This window comes from Anianabacter salinae (assembly GCF_019061145.1).
GTDB classification, from domain to species: Bacteria; Pseudomonadota; Alphaproteobacteria; order Rhodobacterales; family Rhodobacteraceae; genus Anianibacter; species Anianibacter salinarum.
In genome coordinates this window covers 36,558-55,543 of sequence record NZ_JAHQZS010000007.1, presented here as the reverse complement: position 1 = coordinate 55,543, position 18,986 = coordinate 36,558, and the positions used below count along the sequence as shown (strand labels likewise).

Sequence of the window (18,986 nt, the reverse complement as noted above, 5' to 3'; positions counted from 1 at the left end):
ATCCCGTCCGGCACTACAGACCCCCGAAGCAGGACGAGACGACGATGACACATCTGCCTTCCGGCGTCGGCGTGGGGTTCAAGTCCGCGCATTTCGAGGCGATCCGCGCCAGTGCGCGCCAAATGGATTTCTTCGAGATCCACGCCGAGAATTACATGGGCGCGGGCGGCGTGCCGCACGCGCAACTGACGGCGCTGCGCGAGGATCATGCCATCTCGCTGCACGGCGTCGGCTTGTCGATCGGCGGGCCGGGACCGCTTGACCGCGATCATCTGGAGCGCCTGCGTGCCCTGTGCCTGCGCTATCAGCCCGAAAGCTTTTCAGAGCATCTTGCCTGGTCCAGCCACGGGACCGAATACCTCAACGACCTGCTGCCCTTGCCCTACACGCCCGAAACCCTGGCGCTGGTGTGCGATCACATCGACGAGGTGCAAGAGGCGCTGGGCCGCCGGATGCTGCTGGAGAACCCATCGACCTACCTGATGTTCGAGCAATCGAGCATCGAGGAAACCGCGTTTCTGCGCGAGATCGTGCGCCGCACCGGCTGCGGGTTGCTTCTGGACGTGAACAACGTCTTCGTCTCTGCCGCGAACCAGCAGCGCGACCCGCGCGCTTATCTGGCCGATTTCCCGGTCGAGGCGGTGGGCGAGATCCATCTTGGCGGCCATGACGAGGATCACCTGCCCGGCGGCGCCTTGCTGATCGACACACATGGCTCGCCTGTGGCCGAGCCGGTGTGGACGCTGTTCGCCGAAGTCATCGCCCGGATCGGCGCCTGCCCGGTGCTGGTGGAATGGGACAACGACGTGCCCGAATGGCCGGTGCTGCAGGCAGAGGCCGCCCGCGCGCGCTCTGTTCTGAACGCTGCCGGACACCGCCATGCCCTCGCATCCTGAATTTGCAGGCAGCTTTGCCGAAGGGCTGCGCACTGCCGCGTTGCCGCCCGGCGCGGTCTTTTGCGACGGCGATGCGGACCTGCGCTTTGCGGTCTATCGCAACAATGTCTCGCACAGCCTGAGCGAGGCGCTGGGCCAGCGGTTCCCGGTGATCCGGCGGCTGGTGGGCGATCCATTCTTCGCCGCGCTGGGACGGGTGTATTCCGAAACCCATCGCCCCCGCACTCCGGTGCTGCTGGACTGGGGCGACAGTTTTCCCGACTTCCTGGCCGGGTTCGCGCCGCTGGCGGGCTATCCCTACATGCGCGATGTGGCCCGGCTGGAATGGGCGCGGGGCAGGGCGTATCACGCTGCCGATGCCGCGCCGCTGGACCCCGCTGCCGTTGCGGGCGCCGATCCGTCGCGGCTGGTGCTGACGCTGCACCCGTCGGTGCAGGTCCTGCAATTCGGGGCCGCCGCCCTGACGATCTGGCGGCAGAACCAGCCCGGCGCGGACGCGGCGCAGCGCATCCCCTCCGGCGACCAGTTCGCGCTCGTGCTGCGCGACCGCAGCCTTGCCGTCCAGGTGCACGAGATTTCCCAGGGTGATCTGATCCTTGTCGAGCATCTTGCGACCGGCGCCACCCTGCACGCCGCCGCCGAACTCGCGCAGTGGGCCGACCCCGGCCATGCGCCCCAGACCGTCCTTGTCCTGCTGATGCAGGCGGGCGGGTTCATTCACCCACCGGAGAGTTGACCGATGAAATCCATCCTGCTGCGCGCGAATGCGCTGTTCGACCGCATTCCCGCCGACGTCGTGGCGCTTGCCCTGCGCGTCTTTCCGGCCATGGTCTTCTTTCAGTCCGGGCGCACCAAGGTTGAGGGGGTGTTCTCGATCAAGGACAGCACGTTCTTCCTGTTCGAGCATGAATACGCGCTGCCCGTGATCTCGCACGAGGTTGCGGCGGTGCTGGCGACAGTGGCTGAACATGCGCTGCCCATCCTGCTGATCGCCGGGCTGTTCTCGCGCCTCTCGGCGCTGGGGCTGATCGTGATGACCGCCGTCATCCAGATCTTCGTCTACCCCGGCGCCTGGATCACCCATGGGCTGTGGATCGCCGCGCTTCTGCCGATCCTTGCCCATGGGCCGGGCCGTCTGTCGCTGGATCATCTGCTGGGGTTCGAGACCGGCAGCCCCCGAGCCGACCTGACGCCGGATGCCGTCTGGGAACAGGTCGGCCCCGCGCGCCCGGGCGGATGACTGCGGTTCGGCTCAGACCTTGGCCAACGCCCGTGCGAGGACGTCGACGCCCATCTGGCGGAACAGGTCCAGCATGTCGAGCGGGACCCAGTTCTCGCGGATCAGGCCCTCGTCGTGCAGGTAGAAGTCCATCACGCGCATCGTGACCGGGCGGCCTGTGGGCGGCATCCCGCAGAACCCGCCGCCGTCGTGGATGGCGTAGACCGACGGCCAGCCGCCGGTGACCGAATAGGGTCCGTCGCCGATGCGGATGTAGTGCCCCGCGCCGTGCCTGCGGCGTTCGGCGGTGACGGCCTCGAATGTCCCTTGCGGCCTGCGAAAGGCGATGCGGAACGGCAACTGGTGCCCGTCGACGAAGCCGTCCAGCCCGCGCGTCGTGCCGATCCCCGAAGGCCCGTACCACATCATCTTGGGGTGCCAGTGGTCGCGTTGCGGCATCGCGATCAGGTTCTCGCGGTTCAGGCGCCCCGCATCGTCGAATTCGGCCAATGAGGCGTGCATCGCAAGCGTCTGCGCGATCGAGGCCGCGCCTTCGCCGGGGTCCGACGGATCAAGGCGCAGCCCGTCGCCCGTGATCGGACCCGGCCACATCCCCTCTGCTCCAAGACTGGGCGCAAGCGGGGCCAGCCCGGCCTGGCGGACCAGGTCAAGCACGTCCCACAGCAGGTTCGCCTGAAGGATGCGGCCGTCTGTATCGACCTCATAGACCTCGCCATAACGCAGGTGGGCCGTCAGCCCGGTGGCGGGGATGCCCAGCCAGTCGTGCCGGAACGTGCCGCAATAGGTTCCGACGGCGGCGACATAGTTGCGGCCCTCGTAGACGCCGCCGACGCGGATCGTGTCGCGTCGTTCAAGGTCCGGGAAGGCTGTCTTGAGCGGCACAAAAGCGGCGCTGGCTGCTGCCTCGGGACCACGCACCTCGTTGATCGGGTGAGAAACCCGCCAGTCGGTGCCCGGTGTCGAGATCGCTTCTAGAACGCCCGGCACCTGCGCGGGCGGGCAGTCGGCGAGGCGCAGCAGGCCGTCCCGGACGGCGCGGCGGACAGAGGCTGGAAGGGTAGGGGCGTGCGTCATGGAAGGCCTTGGCGATGGTGTCCGGAACAGTCCGACACCGGAACCGGAGGCCGCGCAAGAAAAATCTTGCATACGTATGCAAAGAGTCACATGCTGCGCGCTAAGGGCCCAAGCGCGACAGGATGAGGCCCTGCAGATAACAGGGAGTTTTCCGAATGAACGTCAGAACGAGAGCCCTACTTTCGACCGCGATTCTGCTGGCCGGCGCGACTGCCGCATCGGCCGATTGCGGGATCGAGGCGGGCCGGGTCAGCATCGTCGGCAACGAGTTTCCGGCGATCCAGACAGTCGCCTCCGGGGCCGCCGCATGCGCCACGGACGCGGTCGAGGTGAAGGCGAACCTCACCGCCGATCATCAGAAGATCAACGTGGCGGGCATGTCCGCGTCCCCGCCGGAATACACGTCGGCGATCATCGCAAACTCGTCCATCGTCGCCTTGATGAACGAGGACGTGATCCGCCCGCTTGACGATCTCGTGGCCGAATACGGCCAGGATCTCAGCCCGACCCAGCTCATCACGATCGACGGCAAGGTGATGGCGGTGGCGTTCATGGCCAACGCGCAGCACCTCATCTACCGCGAGGACGTGCTGGAACAGATCGGGATGGATGTCCCGAAAAGCTATGAGGATGTGCTTGCGGCGGCCGAGAAGATCCGGGCCGAGGGCATCATGGAGCATCCTCTCAGCGGCGCCTACATGGCGGGCTGGAACCTCGCGCAGGAATTCGTGAACATGTATCTCGGTCAGGGCGGCGAGTTCTTCGCGCCGGGATCGGCCGAGGTCACGGTGAACAACGCAGCTGGCGTTGCCGCGCTCGAGACGATGAAGGCGCTGTCCGAGTACATGAACCCCGACTACCTGACCCACGACTCGAACGCCGCAGCAGCGGAATGGGAAGCGGGCAACGTCGCGCTCATGAACTTCTGGGGCTCGCGCACGGCGGTTCTTCAGGATGCAGAGGGCTCGACGCCCGAAGTCTTCGAGAACACCAAGGTCTCTGGCCCGCTGATGGTCGGCGACAGCGGCGTGCCTGCAACGACGCTCTGGTGGGACGGCTTCACCGTCGCCAAGAACGCCTCGGACGAGGATGCGGCGGCGACCTTCCGCGCGCTCGTGAACGGCATCAGCCCCGACATCCTGAATGCCGAGACCATGGGCCAGGCCGTGTGGATGATCGACGGCTACGAGCCTGCCCCGGTTGCGGCCGGTGTCTTCGCCACGATCCAGTCCGGCGCAAAGCCCTATCCGATGCTGCCCTATCAGGGACTTCTGCATACGGCGCTGGGCAACAACATCGCCGACTACCTGCAAGGCAACGAATCCGCAGAGCAAAGCCTTGCCGATGTCGAGGCGGCCTATACCGCGGCGGCCAAGGAACAGGGCTTTTTGAACTGACCCTGGCAGGCTGGCGCCCGCAAACCACATCGGCGCGGGGCCGAGCTGCCCCCGCGCCGACACCACCCTCCACCGCATACCGGCGCATCCCCAGCTGTCGGCGGCCTGACCGCCGCGGACGGGGGCGCGCGTCCCGAGCGACCAGGCACAGGGGCCGACCATGAAGCACAAGACATTCCTCTGGTTCGTCCTGCCCTCGGGCGTCGCGATGTTCCTCTTCATCGCGCTGCCCATCGTGTCCGTGCTGATCCAGTCGGTTTATGCCCCTCACGAACAAGTCGTGATCGAGGTCGAGAATTGCGGCCCCTTTGGCTGCACCAAGGCGACCAGCATCGATCAGGCCGCCACCGCCGCCCTGCGCGAGGCCGAGCCGCTCGGCCGCTTCGTGGGCGACGACATCTACACCAATCGCAACCACCTTGCCTTTGCCGAGATCGCAACCCTGTGGGCCGGGGCCGAAAGCCTTGGCATGTTCTGGTCGCAGCTGCTGAACCTGCCGTTCTACGGGGCGCTGGCCTTCACGCTGACCTACACCTTTGTCGTGACGCCGGGCGCCATCATCCTTGGGTTCCTGATCGCGCTGTCGGTCAATGCCATTCCCCGCGTGTTCCGGGGGCCGACGATCTTCTTCTCGCTCTTGCCGATGATCGTCACGCCGCTGATCGGGGCGCTGATCCTGTTCTGGATGATCGACGCACGCGGCATCCTTGGGACCGCGTTGCAGGCGATTGCGGGCGATCCCACGCTGTCGGTCAAGGCGTCCACCCCGCTGACCTGGATCATGCTGATGGTTTACGGCATCTGGAGTTCCGCGCCCTTCGCCTTTGTCGTCTACTACGCCGGGCTTCAGACCGTGCCGCAGGACACGCTGGAAAGCGCGATGATCGACGGCGCCAGCCGGTGGGAGCGTATCCGCTACGTCGTGCTCCCGCATTTGCTGCCGCTGACGACCTTCATGGCGCTTATCAAGATCATGGACAATTTCCGGGTCTTCGAGCCGATCGTCAGTTTCAACGCCGCCGCGCATGCCCAGTCTCTCAGTTACTTCATCTATTCCGACCTTGGCGGCGAGACGCGACTGTTGTCCTCGGCTGCTGCCACGTCGGTGCTGACGATCCTCGGTGTCGCGATCCTGTTGTCTCCGGTGCTGGTGCGCACCTGGAAAAGCTTTGGAAAGGCCTGATCCATGTCCATCGCAGCCAATCGCCGCTCGCCCCTGCTTCAGACGTTTCTGGGCGCTTTCCTAATCCTCTGGCTGATGGTCGCGGCCTTCCCGTTCCTCTGGACGCTCTGGGGATCGTTCAAGGTCGAGGGGGATTTCTTCTCCAAGGCGGACTGGAGCAACGCGATTTTCGGCACCCTGACCGAGGTCGAGACCGGCGCGCCGTTCACCCTTGACGGATACTACGGCGCATGGGTGCAGGAAGAGTTCTGGCGCGCGGCCCTCAACACGCTGATCGTCGTGGTGTCGGTAGTTGTCATCTCGCTGACCTTCGGCACGCTGGGCGGCTATGCGCTGTCGCGCTCGCCGTATCGCTATGCCTTCTGGCTGCTCATCATCGCGCTGATGTTCAGGGCGATGCCGCCGATAACGCTTGTGTCGGGGTATCTCTTGCCGTTCTTCCAGTGGAACCTCTGGGGGCACCTGCCGACGACGATCATCGTGCTGGTGGCAATCAACCAGCCGTTCACCCTGTGGATGCTGACGGCATTCTTCCGCAACATCCCCAAGGATCTGGACGAAAGCGCGATGGTGGACGGGTGCAGCCAGTTCCAGGCGTTCCGCCATGTCATCATCCCGGTGATGTGGCCGGGGGTGATTACCACGGGGCTGTTCTCGTTCCTTCTGGCCTACAACGACTTTGCCGTCACCGCGATGCTGCTGTCGAAAGAGAACCAGACGATGGTGCCCAAGATCGCCAGTTTTCTCGGGACGACGCAGACCAAGGGCAACGTGATGTTCGCGGTCGCCTCGGTCGTGTCGGTCACGGCCCCCTTGTTCGTCCTCGTCCTGTTCTTCCAGCGCCAGATCGTCAGCGGCCTGACCGCCGGCGCCGTGAAAGGGTAATTCCATGGCAGAGATCCATCTTCGCAACGTGTCCAAGCGGTGGGGCAGCTTTGTCGGGGTCAAGTCGTTCGACCTTGAAATCGCCGATGCCGAGTTCCTCGTACTGCTCGGGCCGTCTGGCTGCGGCAAGACCACGACGATGCGCATGATCGCCGGGCTGGAGGACCTGACCGAAGGCGAGATCCGCATCGGCGACAAGGTGGTGAATGACCTGACGCCCAAGGACCGCGACGTGGCGATGGTGTTCCAGAGCTACGGTCTTTACCCGACGATGACGGTGTACGAGAACATCCGCTTTCCGCTCAAGGTGCGGAAGGTGCCGCAAGTGCAGCACGACGAGATGGTGATGCGCGCCGCCGAGATGGTGGAGCTGACCGATTTCCTGCACCGCAAACCGGCCGCCTTGTCGGGCGGGCAGCGGCAGCGCGTCGCGCTCGCGCGGGCCATCGTGCGTAAGCCCACGGTGTTCCTGATGGACGAGCCGCTGTCGAACCTCGACGCCAAGCTTCGGGTCTCGACACGCGCGCAGATCAAGAACCTGCACCACGAGCTGCGCACGACGACGATCTACGTCACCCATGACCAGATCGAGGCGATGACGCTCGCCGACCGGGTGGTGGTGATGAACAAGGGCGAGGTGCAGCAGGTCGGCACCCCGATCGACATCTACGACAACCCCGCCAACACCTTCGTCGCCGGGTTCATCGGCTCGCCCGCGATGAACCTGATGGAAGGCACCATGACCGGCGGCGTCTTCGAGGGCCGGAACGTGCGTATCCCAGGCTTTGACGGAGTGCGCGACGGCGCGGTGATCGTCGGCTTCCGGGCCGAAGACGCGGCACTGGCCGAGACGGGTGAAATTGCCGCGCCGGTCTATTCGATGGAGCTGCTGGGCGACAGCTCGATGGCGACGGTGCAGGCCGGCGGCACGCTGGTCGCGATCAAGGCCGCCAAGGATTTCTCGGCCGAGATCGGCGCGCCGGTCGCGGCATCGGTCCCGGCCGCGATCTGCCACCTGTTCGACCCGGCGACGGGCCTGCGCATCGCAAAAGGTGCCGCATGACCGCCAAGGACCACAGCGCGCAAAGTCGCGAGACGCTGGATGTCATCCACCGGATGGAGGCGGCGCTGGGCGCAGGATCGAACGACATGGCCGCGCATTTCCATGAGGATTTCCTCTGGCGCGGCAATGCGGGCTGCGGGATCAAGCGCGGGCTGGCAGAGTTCCGCGCCAACTGGCAGCTGCCGCTGCGCGCCGCCTTCACCGACCGCACCTACCTGACCGAGAAATTCCTGGCCGACGGCGACTGGGCCGCCTGCTTTGGCCATATCGAGGCCACGCATTCCGGCCCTTTCATGGGACTTGCGCCAACGGGGGCCCGCGTGCGCATACCTTACATGGACTTCTGGCGCGTCGAAGACGGACGGATCGCCGACAATCCGGTCTTCGTCGATTTCGCGGCGGTCCTTGCCCAGCTTGGCCGGGACGTGTTCGGAGGCGAAGGTTGGGAAGCCTATGACAGCGGGGCCAAGACGCCCCCGCACCCGGAATGAGGAGCAAGACATGACCGTCACCCATCTCAAGCGCGGCAAGCCCGAGGCAGAGCGCGCCGACGACGACGCCAAGGTGCGCGCAACGGTCGAGACCGCGCTGGCCGACATCGAGGCGCGGGGCGACGCGGCGGTGCGCGATCTGAGCCAGTCGTTCGACGGCTATGCGCCCGACAGCTTTCGCCTGACCGCGTCCGAGATCGATGCGGCGATGCAGAAGGTGTCGGACCGCGACATGGCCGACATCCGCTTTGCCCAGGACCAGATCCGCAGCTTTGCCGAGGCGCAGCGCGCCAGCATGACGGACATCGAGGTCGAGACGTTGCCGGGGGTGTTCCTGGGTCACAGGAACATCCCGGTGCAGTCGGTTGGCTGCTACGTTCCGGGCGGCAAGTTCCCGATGGTCGCCTCGGCGCATATGTCCGTGCTGACCGCCGCCGTCGCGGGCGTGCCGCGCATCGTCGCCTCGGCGCCTCCGGTCAAGGGCGCGCCGCATCCTGCCATCGTCGCCGCGATGCATCTGGGCGGCGCGCATGAAATCCTGTGCCTCGGCGGCATCCAGGCGGTCGGCGCCATGGCCATCGGCACCCAGACGATCGAGCCTGTGCACATGCTCGTCGGCCCGGGCAACGCCTTTGTCGCCGAGGCCAAACGCCAGCTGTATGGCCGCGTCGGGATCGATCTGTTCGCCGGACCGACCGAAACGATGGTGATCGCCGACGACACCGTGGATGCCGAACTTTGCGCGACCGACCTTCTGGGGCAGGCCGAACACGGCTACAACTCGCCCGCCTGCCTTCTGACCACCTCGCGCAAGCTGGCCGAGGCGACGCTGGCCGAAGTGGACCGTATCCTTGAAATCCTGCCCACCGCCGAGACCGCCAGCGTCAGTTGGCGCGACTACGGCGACGTGATCGTCTGCGACACCCATGACGAGATGCTGCAGGTCGCCAACGACATGGCCTACGAGCATGTGCAGGTGATGACCGACCGCGACGACTGGTATCTCGATCACATGCACAGCTACGGAGCGCTGTTCCTCGGGCCGCGCACCAACGTGGCGAACGGCGACAAGGTAATCGGCACCAACCATACCCTGCCAACCAAGAAGGCCGGGCGCTACACGGGCGGTTTGTGGGTCGGCAAGTTCCTCAAGACGCACTCCTACCAGCGCGTCACCACCGATGCGGCGGCTACGCTGGTCGGCGAATACGGCTCGCGGCTGTGCCTGCTCGAGGGCTTCGTCGGCCATGCCGAACAGTGCAACATCCGCGTGCGCCGCTATGGCGGCATCAATGTCCCCTACGGCGCGGCTGCGCCCTACCGCGAGGCCGCCGAGTAGACCGATGGATCTTCCCCAAACCCCCTCGTTCCGCCTTGACGGCAAGCGTGCGCTTGTCGCCGGAGCCTCCTCTGGCATCGGGCTTGGAGCGGCCGTCGCTCTGGCGCGGGCCGGGGCCGAAGTGACCCTTGCCGCCCGCCGTGCCGCGCCGCTCACGGAGTTGCGCGATGCGCTCGCCGCCGAGGGCTGCGCGGTCATCGCCGCCCCGCTCGACGTGGCCGACATCGAGGCGGCGGCGGGCTTCGTCGCCTCAGCCGGTCCCTTCGACGTGCTGGTGAACGCGGCGGGGCTTGCCCGCCACAGCCCCGCGACCGAGACCACCGCCGCCGATTACGACGCGGTCTATGCCGTCAACACCCGCGGCGCCTATTTCCTCGCGCAGGCGGTGGCGAAGGGCCTGATCGCGGCGGGACGCCCCGGCAGCATCATCACGATTTCCAGCCAGATGGGTCATGTCGGCGGGATCGACCGTGCGGTCTATGCCGCCACCAAACACGCCACCGAAGGCATGACGAAGTCGATGGCCATCGAATGGGGGCCGCACGGCATCCGCGTGAACACGCTGTGCCCGACCTTCATCCGCACGCCGCTAACCGAACCCACCTTCGCCAACCCCGAGCGGCTTGCCTGGATCGAGGGGAAGATCAAGCTGGGCCGCACCGGCACAGTCGAGGACATCATGGGGCCGGTGCTGTTCCTCGCGTCGGACGCGTCGGCGCTTGTCACCGGCACCGCACTTCTGGTCGACGGCGGTTGGACGGCGGACTGATGGCGGGCGAAAAGGTCACATCGCAGGACGTGGCCCGCCTTGCGGGGGTCAGCCAGTCGGCGGTCAGCCGGGTGTTCACGCCCGGTGCCAGCGTGTCGGAAAAGACCATGGAAAAGGTGCGCGACGCCGCCACGCGCCTTGGCTACCGCCCGAACGTGCTGGCGCGCAGCCTGATCACCGGGCGCACCCGGATCATCGGGCTTGTCGTCGCCTATCTCGACAACCAGTTCTACCCGATCGCGCTGGAACGCCTGTCGCGGGCGCTGCAGGCGCGGGGCTATCACATCCTCGTCTTCATGGCCGAGAACTCGACCGAGGGCGTGGCCCCCGTGATGCAGGAACTGATCGACTACCAGGTCGAGGGCATCGTGACCGCCTCGGTGGCGATGACGAACGACCTGACCAACCGCTGCGAGGCGGCGGGCATCCCGGTCGTGATGTTCAACCGCGGCCAGGACGACCCAAGGCTCGCCGAGGTCACGTCGGACAACGTGGCAGGAGCGCGCGCCGTTGCCGATCATCTGGTGCGGGCGGGGCATGAGCGGATCGCCCATATCTCGGGATGGCAGGGATCCTCGACCGGGCGCGACCGGGCGCTCGGCTTCATCGAGGGGCTTGCCGCGCATGGGCGCGACCCGGTCGCCGTGGTGGACGGGATGTACAACCGCGACACCGCTGCCGCGCTGGCCCGAGAGATGTTTTCGGCGCCCGGCCGCCCCGATGCCGTCTTCGTCGGCAACGACCACATGGCGTTCGCGGTGATGGATGCCCTGCGCACCGGGCTGGGGCTGTCGATCCCGGACGACGTTGCAGTCGTCGGCTATGACGACGTGCCCATCGCCGCCTGGCCGGCCTATGATCTGACCACCGTGCGCCAGCCGGTGAACCGCATGGTCGAGGCCACGGTCGAGGCGCTGTTGTCCCGCATCGAAGACGTCGCGACGCCGCGCAAGATCCGCATTCCTGGGCCTCTGATCCTGCGCGGATCGACCCGGAATCCCCAAGGAGACACGCCGTGACCGGCTACCAGAACCGCTGGAAGGATTTCCCCGACTACATCCTGTCGATCACGAAGGAGATTTGGGAAGATCGCGGGATCGCCACGCTGCATGACTACTACGCGCCCGATATTCCGGTGCGCACGCCGATGGGCGTCAGCCGGGGCAACGAGGCGGTGATCGCCTCGACCATGGCGACGCTGGCCGAGTTTCCCGATCGCCAGCTTCTGGGCGAAGATGTGATCTGGTCGAACGATCCCGAACACGGCTACCTGTCGTCACACCGCATCATCTCGACCGCGACGCAGGCGCGTGACGGTGCGTTCGGCCCGGCCACCGGACGGCGCTGGACCGCGCGCGTGATTGCCGACTGCGCGGTGCGGGGTGACGTGATCTATGATGAATGGCTGGTGCGCGACTATGGCGGCATCGTCCGGCAAATGGGCATGGACCCGCGCGTCTATGCGGCCAGCCTGATCGCTTCGGAAGGCGGACCGGACGCGGCATCGCGCCCCTTTAGCCCTGCATCGGACATCGACGGCGAATATCACGGCATGGGCAACGACAACGCCTGGGGAGAGCAGTATGCCGAGACGCTGACCCGCATCATGGGCGGGGACTTTGCCCATGTCCTGACCGGCCATGACCGCGCCGCCATCGGCGAATATCCCGGCGCCGTGACCGCCATCGGGCGCGAGGCGATGGCCGATTTCTGGATCGCTCTGCGGTCTGCCTTTCCCTCTGCCCGCTTCACCATCCACCACCGGATCGGGATGGACGCCGACATGCTCAGCCCGCGCGCGGCGATCCGCTGGTCGCTGGACGGCACCCATGACGGCTGGGGCGCCTTTGGCCGTCCCACCGGCGCGCCCGTCCACATCATGGGGATGAGCCACGCCGAGTTCGGCCCCTGGGGCCTGCGCCGGGAATTCACGCTGTACGACGAAATCGCGATCTGGAAGCAGATCCTTCTTCACCAGAGGTAGACATGACGACCCCGAAGATCGTTCGCTACGGCGAACTCAAGCCCTGCAAGACCGCCTTCATCGACGCCCATACGCCGGGGTCGAACCAGAAGGAGAACTTCACGATCATCGGTGGCGGCGTGTCGGAAAGCCCGGACCAGCACGTTCACATCACCGACAGCATCGGCTTCAACATCGGCGCCGCCGGGCAGCCCCCGAAATGCCGCAACTCGCTGCATTCGCACCGCACCGCCGAGGTGTTCTTTGTCCTCAAGGGCCGCTGGCGCTTTTTCTGGGGCCGTTGGGGCAACGCGGGCGAGGTTGTGCTGGAGGAAGGCGACATCTTCAACATCCCGACCGGCATCTTTCGGGGCTTCGAGAACATCGGCACCGACTACGGGATGATCATGGCTATCCTTGGCGGCGACGACGCAGGCGGCGGCGTGATCTGGGCGCCGCAGGTGATCGAGGATGCGCGCGATCATGGTCTGGTGCTGTCCGATAAGGGCAAGCTGTACGACACCAAGAAGGGAGAGACGCTGCCCGAAGGCGTCAAGCCGATGCCGGTTCTGGACGAGGCCGCGCTTGGCACGTTCCCCGAACCCTCGCCGATGCAGGTCGTCGGCGGTTACGTGCGCCGCTACTGGGACATGGTCGCGCTGGCCGGGGCGGGCAGCCCGGTGAAGGTCATCGGCGAGGCCGGGATCATCCGCGACAAGCCGGGGTTCGAGGTCGATTTCCTGACCCGAGCCACCGCGACCGAGGCACCCCACAGCCACGACCGCGCGTCGGTGCTGATGCCGGTGCGCGGCCACTGGCGGCTGTTCTGGGACGGTGGCGAGGAGATCCTCGCGCCCGGCGACACCGCGCTGGTTCCGGCGGGCCTGCCGCATGGCGCAGTACCGTCGATGAGCGGCGAGGCGGCGCTGTATCATGTCGTCGCCACCGAGGATGTGCCCGGCGCCACCTGGTCGCCAAAGGCCGCCTGACCCCGCTCGCCCCCCCGGAAAGGAGACCAGGATGCCCGTTCTCGCCACCCATGTCGGCAGCCTTCCCCGCAGCCAGGCGGTCGTCGACCAGCTGTTCGCCCGCGAGCGCGGCGCGGCGCATGACCCCGCCGAATTCGACCGCGTTATGACCGAGGCGGTCCACGATGTCGTCCGCCGCCAGAAAGAGGCGGGGATCGACATCGTGTCGGACGGGGAGACCTCGAAGATCAGCTATGCCACCTACGTCAAGGACCGGTACACCGGCTTTGACGGCGACAGCCCGCGCAACGCGCCTGCGGACCTCAAGCTGTTCCCCAGCTTCCTTGATCGGCTGGCGAACTCCGGCGGCACGCCCAGCTATGCGCGGCCCATGTGCGTTGGGGACGTGCGGTCTGCCGGGCAGGACGAGTTGCACAAGGACATCGCCAACCTCAAGGCCGCGATGGCGGCGCAGGGTGTCACGCGCGGCTTCATGAACGCGGCCTCGCCGGGGGTGATCTCACTGTTCCTGCAGAACGCGCATTACCCCAGCCGCGAGGCGTATCTCGCCGCGCTGGCCGATGCGATGAAGGCGGAATACGAGACCATCGTTGCCGCAGGGCTGGACCTGCAGCTCGACTGTCCCGATCTGGCGCTGTCGCGGCACATGCTGTTCACCGAGTTGTCGGATGCCGAGTTCGTCAAGGTCGCTGCGTCCCATGTCGAGGCGCTGAACCACGCGCTGTCGGATGTCCCGGCCGAGAAGATCCGCGTGCATATCTGCTGGGGCAACTACGAAGGCCCGCATGTCTGCGACATTCCGATGGCGCAGATGTTCGACACGCTGATGTCGGTCAAGGCGCGCTATGTCCTGTTCGAGACGTCCAATCCCCGCCACGGCCATGAATGGGCGGTGTTCCGCGACCGGGCCGCCAACATCCCGGACGACAAGGTGCTGGTGCCCGGCGTGGTCGACACCACGACCAACTTTGTCGAGCACCCCGAACTTGTGCGCCAGCGCCTTGGCCGTTTCGTCGATATCGTCGGGGCCGACCGCGTGATCGCCGGGTCCGACTGCGGCTTCGGCACCTTCGCGGGCTTCGGCGCCGTCGATCCCGAAATCGCATGGGCCAAGCTGGCCGCCCTGTCCGAGGGCGCGCGGGCGGCGGGATGACGCCGCTTGTCCTGATCCCCGGCATGATGTGCGACGCCCGACTCTGGGGGCCGCAGATGGGTGCCTTCGGTCGGCGCTGCGTGATCCATGCCGCGATCACCGAGGCGGACCGGGTCGAGGATCTGGCCGCCGCCGTCCTTGACCACGCGCCCGCGCGCTTTGCGCTCGCGGGGCTGTCGATGGGCGGCATCGTGGCGATGGAGATGGTGCGGCAGGCTCCCGGGCGCGTGGAGCGCCTGGCGCTGCTCGACACCAACCCGCGCGCAGAGGCGCCGGAGGTGCAGGCAGCGCGTGACGCCCAGATCCAGAAGGCGAACGCCGGACAACTGCGCGAGGTGCTGCGCGACGAGATGAAGCCTAACTACCTTGCCGACGGGCCGGGCAAACAGGCGATCCTCGATCTGTGCATGGACATGGCTCTGACCCTTGGCCCAGAGGTCTTCGAGCGGCAATCGCGCGCGCTTGCCTCGCGGCCCGACCAGCAGGACACCTTGCGCGCCTACACTGGCCCCGCGCTGGTGCTGATGGGCGAGGGCGACCGGCTTTGCCCGCGCGACCGGCACGACCTGATGCATGCGCTGATGCCGCACTCCCGGCTGGTGATCGTGCCCCGCTCGGGACACTTGCCGACCCTGGAACAACCCGAAACGACGACGGCGGCGCTGCTCCGCTGGCTGGAGGACTGATGGACGACGAGCTTTTCAACCTGCTGCGCCGCTGCGACACGCCCACTGTCTGCAACGCCATCGAGGTCGCGCAGGGCAAGCGCGGGTTCGACGCCTATACGCGCGGCACCGTGCTGCGCAACGATCCCGCCGCACCTGCGGTCGTGGGCTATGCCGTGACCGCCCGGATCGCGGCGCTGGCACCCCCGACCGAACCTGTCGCCGACACCCGCGCGCGCCGGATGGCCTACTACCGCCACATGTCCGAGGCGCGGACGCCCTCGATCGCGGTGGTCGAGGATACCGATTCTCCCCATTGCGTCGGTGCCTTCTGGGGCGAGATCAACACATGGGTCCACAAGTCGCTTGGCGTCTCGGGCGTGCTGACCAACGGCGTGATGCGCGACCTTGGCGACTGCGCGCCGGGGTTCCCGGTGGTGGCGGGATCCATCGGTCCAAGCCATGCCTTCGTGCATGTGACCGAGATCGGCGGGCCAGTCACGGTGTTCGGGCTGACCGTGGCTGAGGGCGATCTTGTCCACGCCGACCGGCATGGCGCGGTCGTCATTCCCCCGGATGTGCTGCCAGAGCTGGCGGGCGCGATCCACAAGCTGATCGCCAGCGAAGAGATCGTTCTTGGCGAAGCGAAGAAAGGTCCGATGACCTTCGAGGCCTTCGAGCGATGCTGGGAAGCGTTCGAGCGCGCGAGAACCTGACCGCCCGCAGCGGTGCCGCCCGCCCTCTGTCTGGACAACTTGATCCGCATCGCCGATTGATTGAGGGGGCCGCGATAGGAAAGCCGGATCATGCTGGACAAGCTGGAGATGTTCGTCGCGCTCGCCCGTGAGCGGCATTTCGGTCGCGCCGCCGAAAGCCTCAACGTCGCGCAGCCCACGCTATCGGCCGGGATCAAGCAGCTTGAAGAACAGCTTGGCGTGCAGCTTGTGCACCGCGGATCGCGGTTCGGCGGGCTGACCCCCGAGGGCCAGACCGCGCTTGTGTGGTCCAAGCGCATCCTCGGCGATGCCCGGCAGCTTCGCGACGAGATGCGGACCAGCCGACACGGCCTTTCGGGCGAGGTGCGCCTTGCCGTCATCCCCACCGCGCAGACCTGGGCGGCGCGGCTGTGCACGGCGTTCAGCCAGCGCCATCCCAACGTGCGCTTCACGATCCTGTCGCGCCCGTCGCGCGACATCCTCCAGATGCTCGAGGATTTCGAGGCGGATGCCGGGATTTCCTATCTCGACAACGAACCGCTGGGCCGGGTCGATACCGCCGAGTTGTATGAGGAAAGCTATATCCTCGTCTGCGCGCGCACTTCGTCCTTTGCGGGGGCCGAGCGGGTGGCCTGGGCGGCGCTGGACGATGCGCCGCTGGCGATGCTGACGCCCGACATGCAGAACCGCCGGATCATCAACCAGTGCCTTGCGCGGAACGGTGCCGTGCCGCGCGTCTGGATCGAATCCAACTCGATCATCGCGCTGGTCGCCAGCGTCGCGTCGGGCAATTGCATGGCCGTGCTTCCCCGCGATGTCGCCGCGTTCCTGTCCGGCGGCAAGGACCTTGCGTTGGTGCCTCTCGACGGCGGCGGGCAAGAGCACAAGGTGGGCCTGGTGCTGCCGCACAGGGACCCGCGCACGCCGGTTCTGGCCGCGCTTCTGGCCGAGGCGCGCGCGCTGGCCGGGCAGTCCGGTCAGGATTGATCGAAATACCAAATCGACCGACTGAACGCCGTTATTGATCGGGCGCCCGGACCGTGTGCGAAGGTATGCCAAATGTGAGGAGACCGCCCTGGCCATGCCCGACCCCGCCATCGACACGGCCGAGATCGACGAGATCATCCAAGCCCACCTGCATCTCGAAGGTCCGCTGTTGCCGATCCTGCACGCCCTGCAGGATGCTTTCGGCTGCGTGCCCGCCGCGGCCCATGTTCCCGTTGCCGAGGCGCTCAACATCACCCGGGCGGAGCTGCACGGTGTGCTGAGCTTCTACCACGATTTCCGCGCAGCGCCCGCCGGACGGCATGTCCTGAAGATCTGCCGTGCCGAGGCGTGCCAATCGGTTGGCGGCACCGCGCTGGCCGAGGCGACGCTGGCGCGGTTGGGGCTGGACTGGCACGGCACCACCACAAACGGCGCGGTGACGGTCGAGCCGGTGTATTGCCTTGGCCTGTGTGCCTGCGCGCCCGCGGTGATGCTGGGCGACCGCGTCGTCGGGCGCGTCGACGCGGCGCGGATGGACAGCCTGCTGGCAGAGGCGGGCGCATGAAGATCTTTGTTCCCATGGACAGCGCCGCCAAGGCCGTTGGCGCGGACGAGGTTGTCGCCGCTCTGCGCGCCGCCGCGCCCGACGCCGAGATCGTGCGCACCGGATCGCGCGGGATGGTCTGGCTGGAGCCATTGGTCGAGGTCGAGATCAGCGGCGTGCGCCACGGCTATGGCCCCGCGACGCCTGAGGACGCGGCGGCGATCCTGGACGGCACCAGCGCCAAGGCGCTTGGCCCGGTCGAGGACCTGGACTGGATGAAGCGGCAGACGCGGCTGACCTTTGCCCGCGTCGGCGTCATCGACCCGCTGTCGCTTCAGGATTACGAGGCACATGGCGGGCTTGCCGGGCTGCGCCGCGCGCTGGGCATGACCGGGCAAGAGATCGTGGACGAGGTCAAGGCCTCTGGCCTGCGCGGGCGCGGCGGGGCGGGGTTTCCGACCGGCATCAAGTGGCAGACCGTGCATGACGCACCCTGTGACCCCGGCGCGCGGAAATATGTCGTGTGCAACGCCGACGAGGGCGACAGCGGCACCTTCGCCGACCGCATGGTGATGGAAGGCGACCCCTTTACCCTGATCGAGGGCATGGTGATCGCGGGTCTCGGTGTGGGGGCGGAGCAGGGCTATGTCTATCTGCGCTCGGAATACCCCGATGCGATCAAGGTGATGCGCCGGGCGGTCGAGATTGCCCGCGCCTCGGGAGTTCTGGGGCGCGATGTGCTGGGATCGGGCAGGGCGTTCGACATGGAGATCCGCGTTGGTGCGGGCGCCTATGTCTGCGGCGAGGAAACCTCGCTTCTGAACTCGCTGGAGGGCCAGCGCGGCGTGGTGCGGGCGAAACCGCCGCTGCCCGCGCTTGAAGGCTTTCTTGGCCGTCCGACGGTGGTGAACAATGTCATCTCGCTGGCGACGGTGCCGGTGATCTTCGAGAAGGGCGCGCAGGCCTATGCCGATTTCGGGCTGGGCCGATCGCGCGGCACGGTGACCTTGCAGATCGCGGGCAATGTCGCGCGCGGCGGGCTGTTCGAGACAGCCTTCGGCATCACGCTGGACGAGGTGGTGAACGATCTGGGCGGCGGCAGCGCCTCGGGCCACCCGGTCAAGGCGGTGCAGGTCGGCGGGCCGCTGGGGGCCTATCTGCCGGTGTCGAAGTTCGACGCGCGCCTCGGCTACGAGGAACTGGACGCCGAGGGCGGGCTTCTGGGGCATGCCGGGCTGGTGGTGTTCGACGACAGCGCCGACATGCTGGGCATGGCGCGATTCGCCATGGAATTCTGCGCGATTGAATCCTGCGGCAAGTGCACCCCTTGCCGCATCGGCGCGGTGCGCGGGGTCGAGACGATCGACCGGATCGCGGCAGGCGATCTCGACGCGGCGCCGCTGCTGGCCGACCTGTGCGAGACAATGAAGGAGGGCTCGCTCTGCGCGCTGGGGGGCTTCACGCCGCTGCCGGTGATGTCGGCGCTGACGCATTTCCCCGGCGATTTCGCGCGGGTGCGGGAGGCTGCGGAATGAGGCGGGTGCAAGGTCTCGCCGCCTGCGGCGGCGACCGGCCGGGGGGCTGCGCCCCCCGGACCCCCGCGCGTATTTGGGCAAAGAAGAATTGGAAGAT

The 18,986-nt window shown here is 66.9% G+C and carries 20 protein-coding genes; 19 read left to right on the top strand and 1 reads right to left on the bottom strand.

Annotated features, from left to right (window positions below):
* Positions 1–44 precede the first annotated feature (44 nt).
* The 3 genes from bufB to KTJ87_RS16695 are packed head-to-tail and all read left to right on the top strand — an operon-like array spanning position 45 to position 2,136.
* Positions 45–896, top strand: a complete 852-nt coding sequence (gene bufB, locus KTJ87_RS16705) for an MNIO family bufferin maturase (protein WP_267140294.1) — start codon at positions 45–47, stop codon at positions 894–896.
* On the top strand, positions 880–1,632 hold the full coding sequence (locus KTJ87_RS16700) for an HvfC/BufC N-terminal domain-containing protein (RefSeq protein ID WP_267140293.1): 753 nt from the start codon (positions 880–882) through the stop codon (positions 1,630–1,632). The genes bufB and KTJ87_RS16700 overlap by 17 nt, the downstream gene beginning before the upstream one ends.
* Positions 1,633–1,635: 3 nt before the next feature.
* Positions 1,636–2,136 (top strand): DoxX family protein, encoded by a 501-nt coding sequence (locus tag KTJ87_RS16695; protein WP_267140292.1) that lies wholly within the window; start codon positions 1,636–1,638, stop codon positions 2,134–2,136.
* A 12-nt stretch (positions 2,137–2,148) separates the two neighbouring features.
* Here the strand turns inward: KTJ87_RS16695 and KTJ87_RS16690 are convergent, their stop codons facing one another.
* Positions 2,149–3,210: an ester cyclase gene (locus KTJ87_RS16690; RefSeq protein ID WP_267140291.1), complete on the bottom strand. Its 1,062-nt coding sequence runs from the start codon at positions 3,208–3,210 to the stop codon at positions 2,149–2,151.
* A 155-nt stretch (positions 3,211–3,365) separates the two neighbouring features.
* Between KTJ87_RS16690 and KTJ87_RS16685 the strand changes: the two genes are divergently transcribed.
* From KTJ87_RS16685 to KTJ87_RS16610, 16 genes are all read left to right on the top strand, one after another.
* The gene (locus KTJ87_RS16685) at positions 3,366–4,607 is read left to right on the top strand and encodes an ABC transporter substrate-binding protein (protein ID WP_267140290.1); all 1,242 of its coding nucleotides are present in this window, start codon (positions 3,366–3,368) and stop codon (positions 4,605–4,607) included.
* Between the two features lie 160 nt (positions 4,608–4,767).
* Positions 4,768–5,790 (top strand): carbohydrate ABC transporter permease, encoded by a 1,023-nt coding sequence (locus KTJ87_RS16680; RefSeq protein ID WP_267140289.1) that lies wholly within the window; start codon positions 4,768–4,770, stop codon positions 5,788–5,790.
* 3 nt (positions 5,791–5,793) lie between these two features.
* Positions 5,794–6,675 carry a carbohydrate ABC transporter permease gene (locus tag KTJ87_RS16675; RefSeq protein WP_267140288.1) on the top strand — a complete coding sequence of 294 codons (882 nt, stop codon included), beginning with the start codon at positions 5,794–5,796 and terminating at the stop codon, positions 6,673–6,675.
* A 4-nt stretch (positions 6,676–6,679) separates the two neighbouring features.
* Positions 6,680–7,738: an ABC transporter ATP-binding protein gene (locus tag KTJ87_RS16670; protein ID WP_267140287.1), complete on the top strand. Its 1,059-nt coding sequence runs from the start codon at positions 6,680–6,682 to the stop codon at positions 7,736–7,738.
* Complete coding sequence (locus KTJ87_RS16665) at positions 7,735–8,229, top strand: ester cyclase (RefSeq protein ID WP_267140286.1); 495 nt, start codon at positions 7,735–7,737, stop codon at positions 8,227–8,229. Before KTJ87_RS16670 ends, KTJ87_RS16665 begins: the two co-directional genes overlap by 4 nt.
* Positions 8,230–8,239: 10 nt before the next feature.
* The gene (gene hisD / locus KTJ87_RS16660) at positions 8,240–9,568 is read left to right on the top strand and encodes a histidinol dehydrogenase (RefSeq protein ID WP_267140285.1); all 1,329 of its coding nucleotides are present in this window, start codon (positions 8,240–8,242) and stop codon (positions 9,566–9,568) included.
* 4 nt (positions 9,569–9,572) lie between these two features.
* Positions 9,573–10,337, top strand: coding sequence for an SDR family NAD(P)-dependent oxidoreductase (locus KTJ87_RS16655; protein WP_267140284.1), 765 nt, complete (start codon positions 9,573–9,575; stop codon positions 10,335–10,337).
* Positions 10,337–11,356 carry a LacI family DNA-binding transcriptional regulator gene (locus tag KTJ87_RS16650; protein WP_267140283.1) on the top strand — a complete coding sequence of 340 codons (1,020 nt, stop codon included), beginning with the start codon at positions 10,337–10,339 and terminating at the stop codon, positions 11,354–11,356. The genes KTJ87_RS16655 and KTJ87_RS16650 overlap by 1 nt, the downstream gene beginning before the upstream one ends.
* The gene (locus KTJ87_RS16645) at positions 11,353–12,321 is read left to right on the top strand and encodes a nuclear transport factor 2 family protein (RefSeq protein ID WP_267140282.1); all 969 of its coding nucleotides are present in this window, start codon (positions 11,353–11,355) and stop codon (positions 12,319–12,321) included. The genes KTJ87_RS16650 and KTJ87_RS16645 overlap by 4 nt, the downstream gene beginning before the upstream one ends.
* 2 nt (positions 12,322–12,323) lie before the next feature.
* On the top strand, positions 12,324–13,289 hold the full coding sequence (locus KTJ87_RS16640) for a cupin domain-containing protein (RefSeq protein ID WP_267140281.1): 966 nt from the start codon (positions 12,324–12,326) through the stop codon (positions 13,287–13,289).
* A 31-nt stretch (positions 13,290–13,320) separates the two neighbouring features.
* On the top strand, positions 13,321–14,442 hold the full coding sequence (locus KTJ87_RS16635) for a cobalamin-independent methionine synthase II family protein (RefSeq protein ID WP_267140280.1): 1,122 nt from the start codon (positions 13,321–13,323) through the stop codon (positions 14,440–14,442).
* On the top strand, positions 14,439–15,128 hold the full coding sequence (locus KTJ87_RS16630) for an alpha/beta fold hydrolase (RefSeq protein WP_267140279.1): 690 nt from the start codon (positions 14,439–14,441) through the stop codon (positions 15,126–15,128). Before KTJ87_RS16635 ends, KTJ87_RS16630 begins: the two co-directional genes overlap by 4 nt.
* Positions 15,128–15,823 (top strand): RraA family protein, encoded by a 696-nt coding sequence (locus KTJ87_RS16625; protein WP_267140278.1) that lies wholly within the window; start codon positions 15,128–15,130, stop codon positions 15,821–15,823. Before KTJ87_RS16630 ends, KTJ87_RS16625 begins: the two co-directional genes overlap by 1 nt.
* Before the next feature lie 90 nt (positions 15,824–15,913).
* A complete protein-coding gene (locus tag KTJ87_RS16620; protein WP_267140277.1) occupies positions 15,914–16,810 on the top strand; it encodes a LysR family transcriptional regulator in 897 nt (298 codons plus the stop codon).
* Positions 16,811–16,904: 94 nt separating this feature from the next.
* The gene (locus KTJ87_RS16615; RefSeq protein ID WP_267140276.1) at positions 16,905–17,375 is read left to right on the top strand and encodes a formate dehydrogenase subunit gamma; all 471 of its coding nucleotides are present in this window, start codon (positions 16,905–16,907) and stop codon (positions 17,373–17,375) included.
* Positions 17,372–18,889 carry an NADH-ubiquinone oxidoreductase-F iron-sulfur binding region domain-containing protein gene (locus tag KTJ87_RS16610; protein ID WP_267140275.1) on the top strand — a complete coding sequence of 506 codons (1,518 nt, stop codon included), beginning with the start codon at positions 17,372–17,374 and terminating at the stop codon, positions 18,887–18,889. The genes KTJ87_RS16615 and KTJ87_RS16610 overlap by 4 nt, the downstream gene beginning before the upstream one ends.
* The last annotated feature ends 97 nt before the right edge of the window (positions 18,890–18,986 follow it).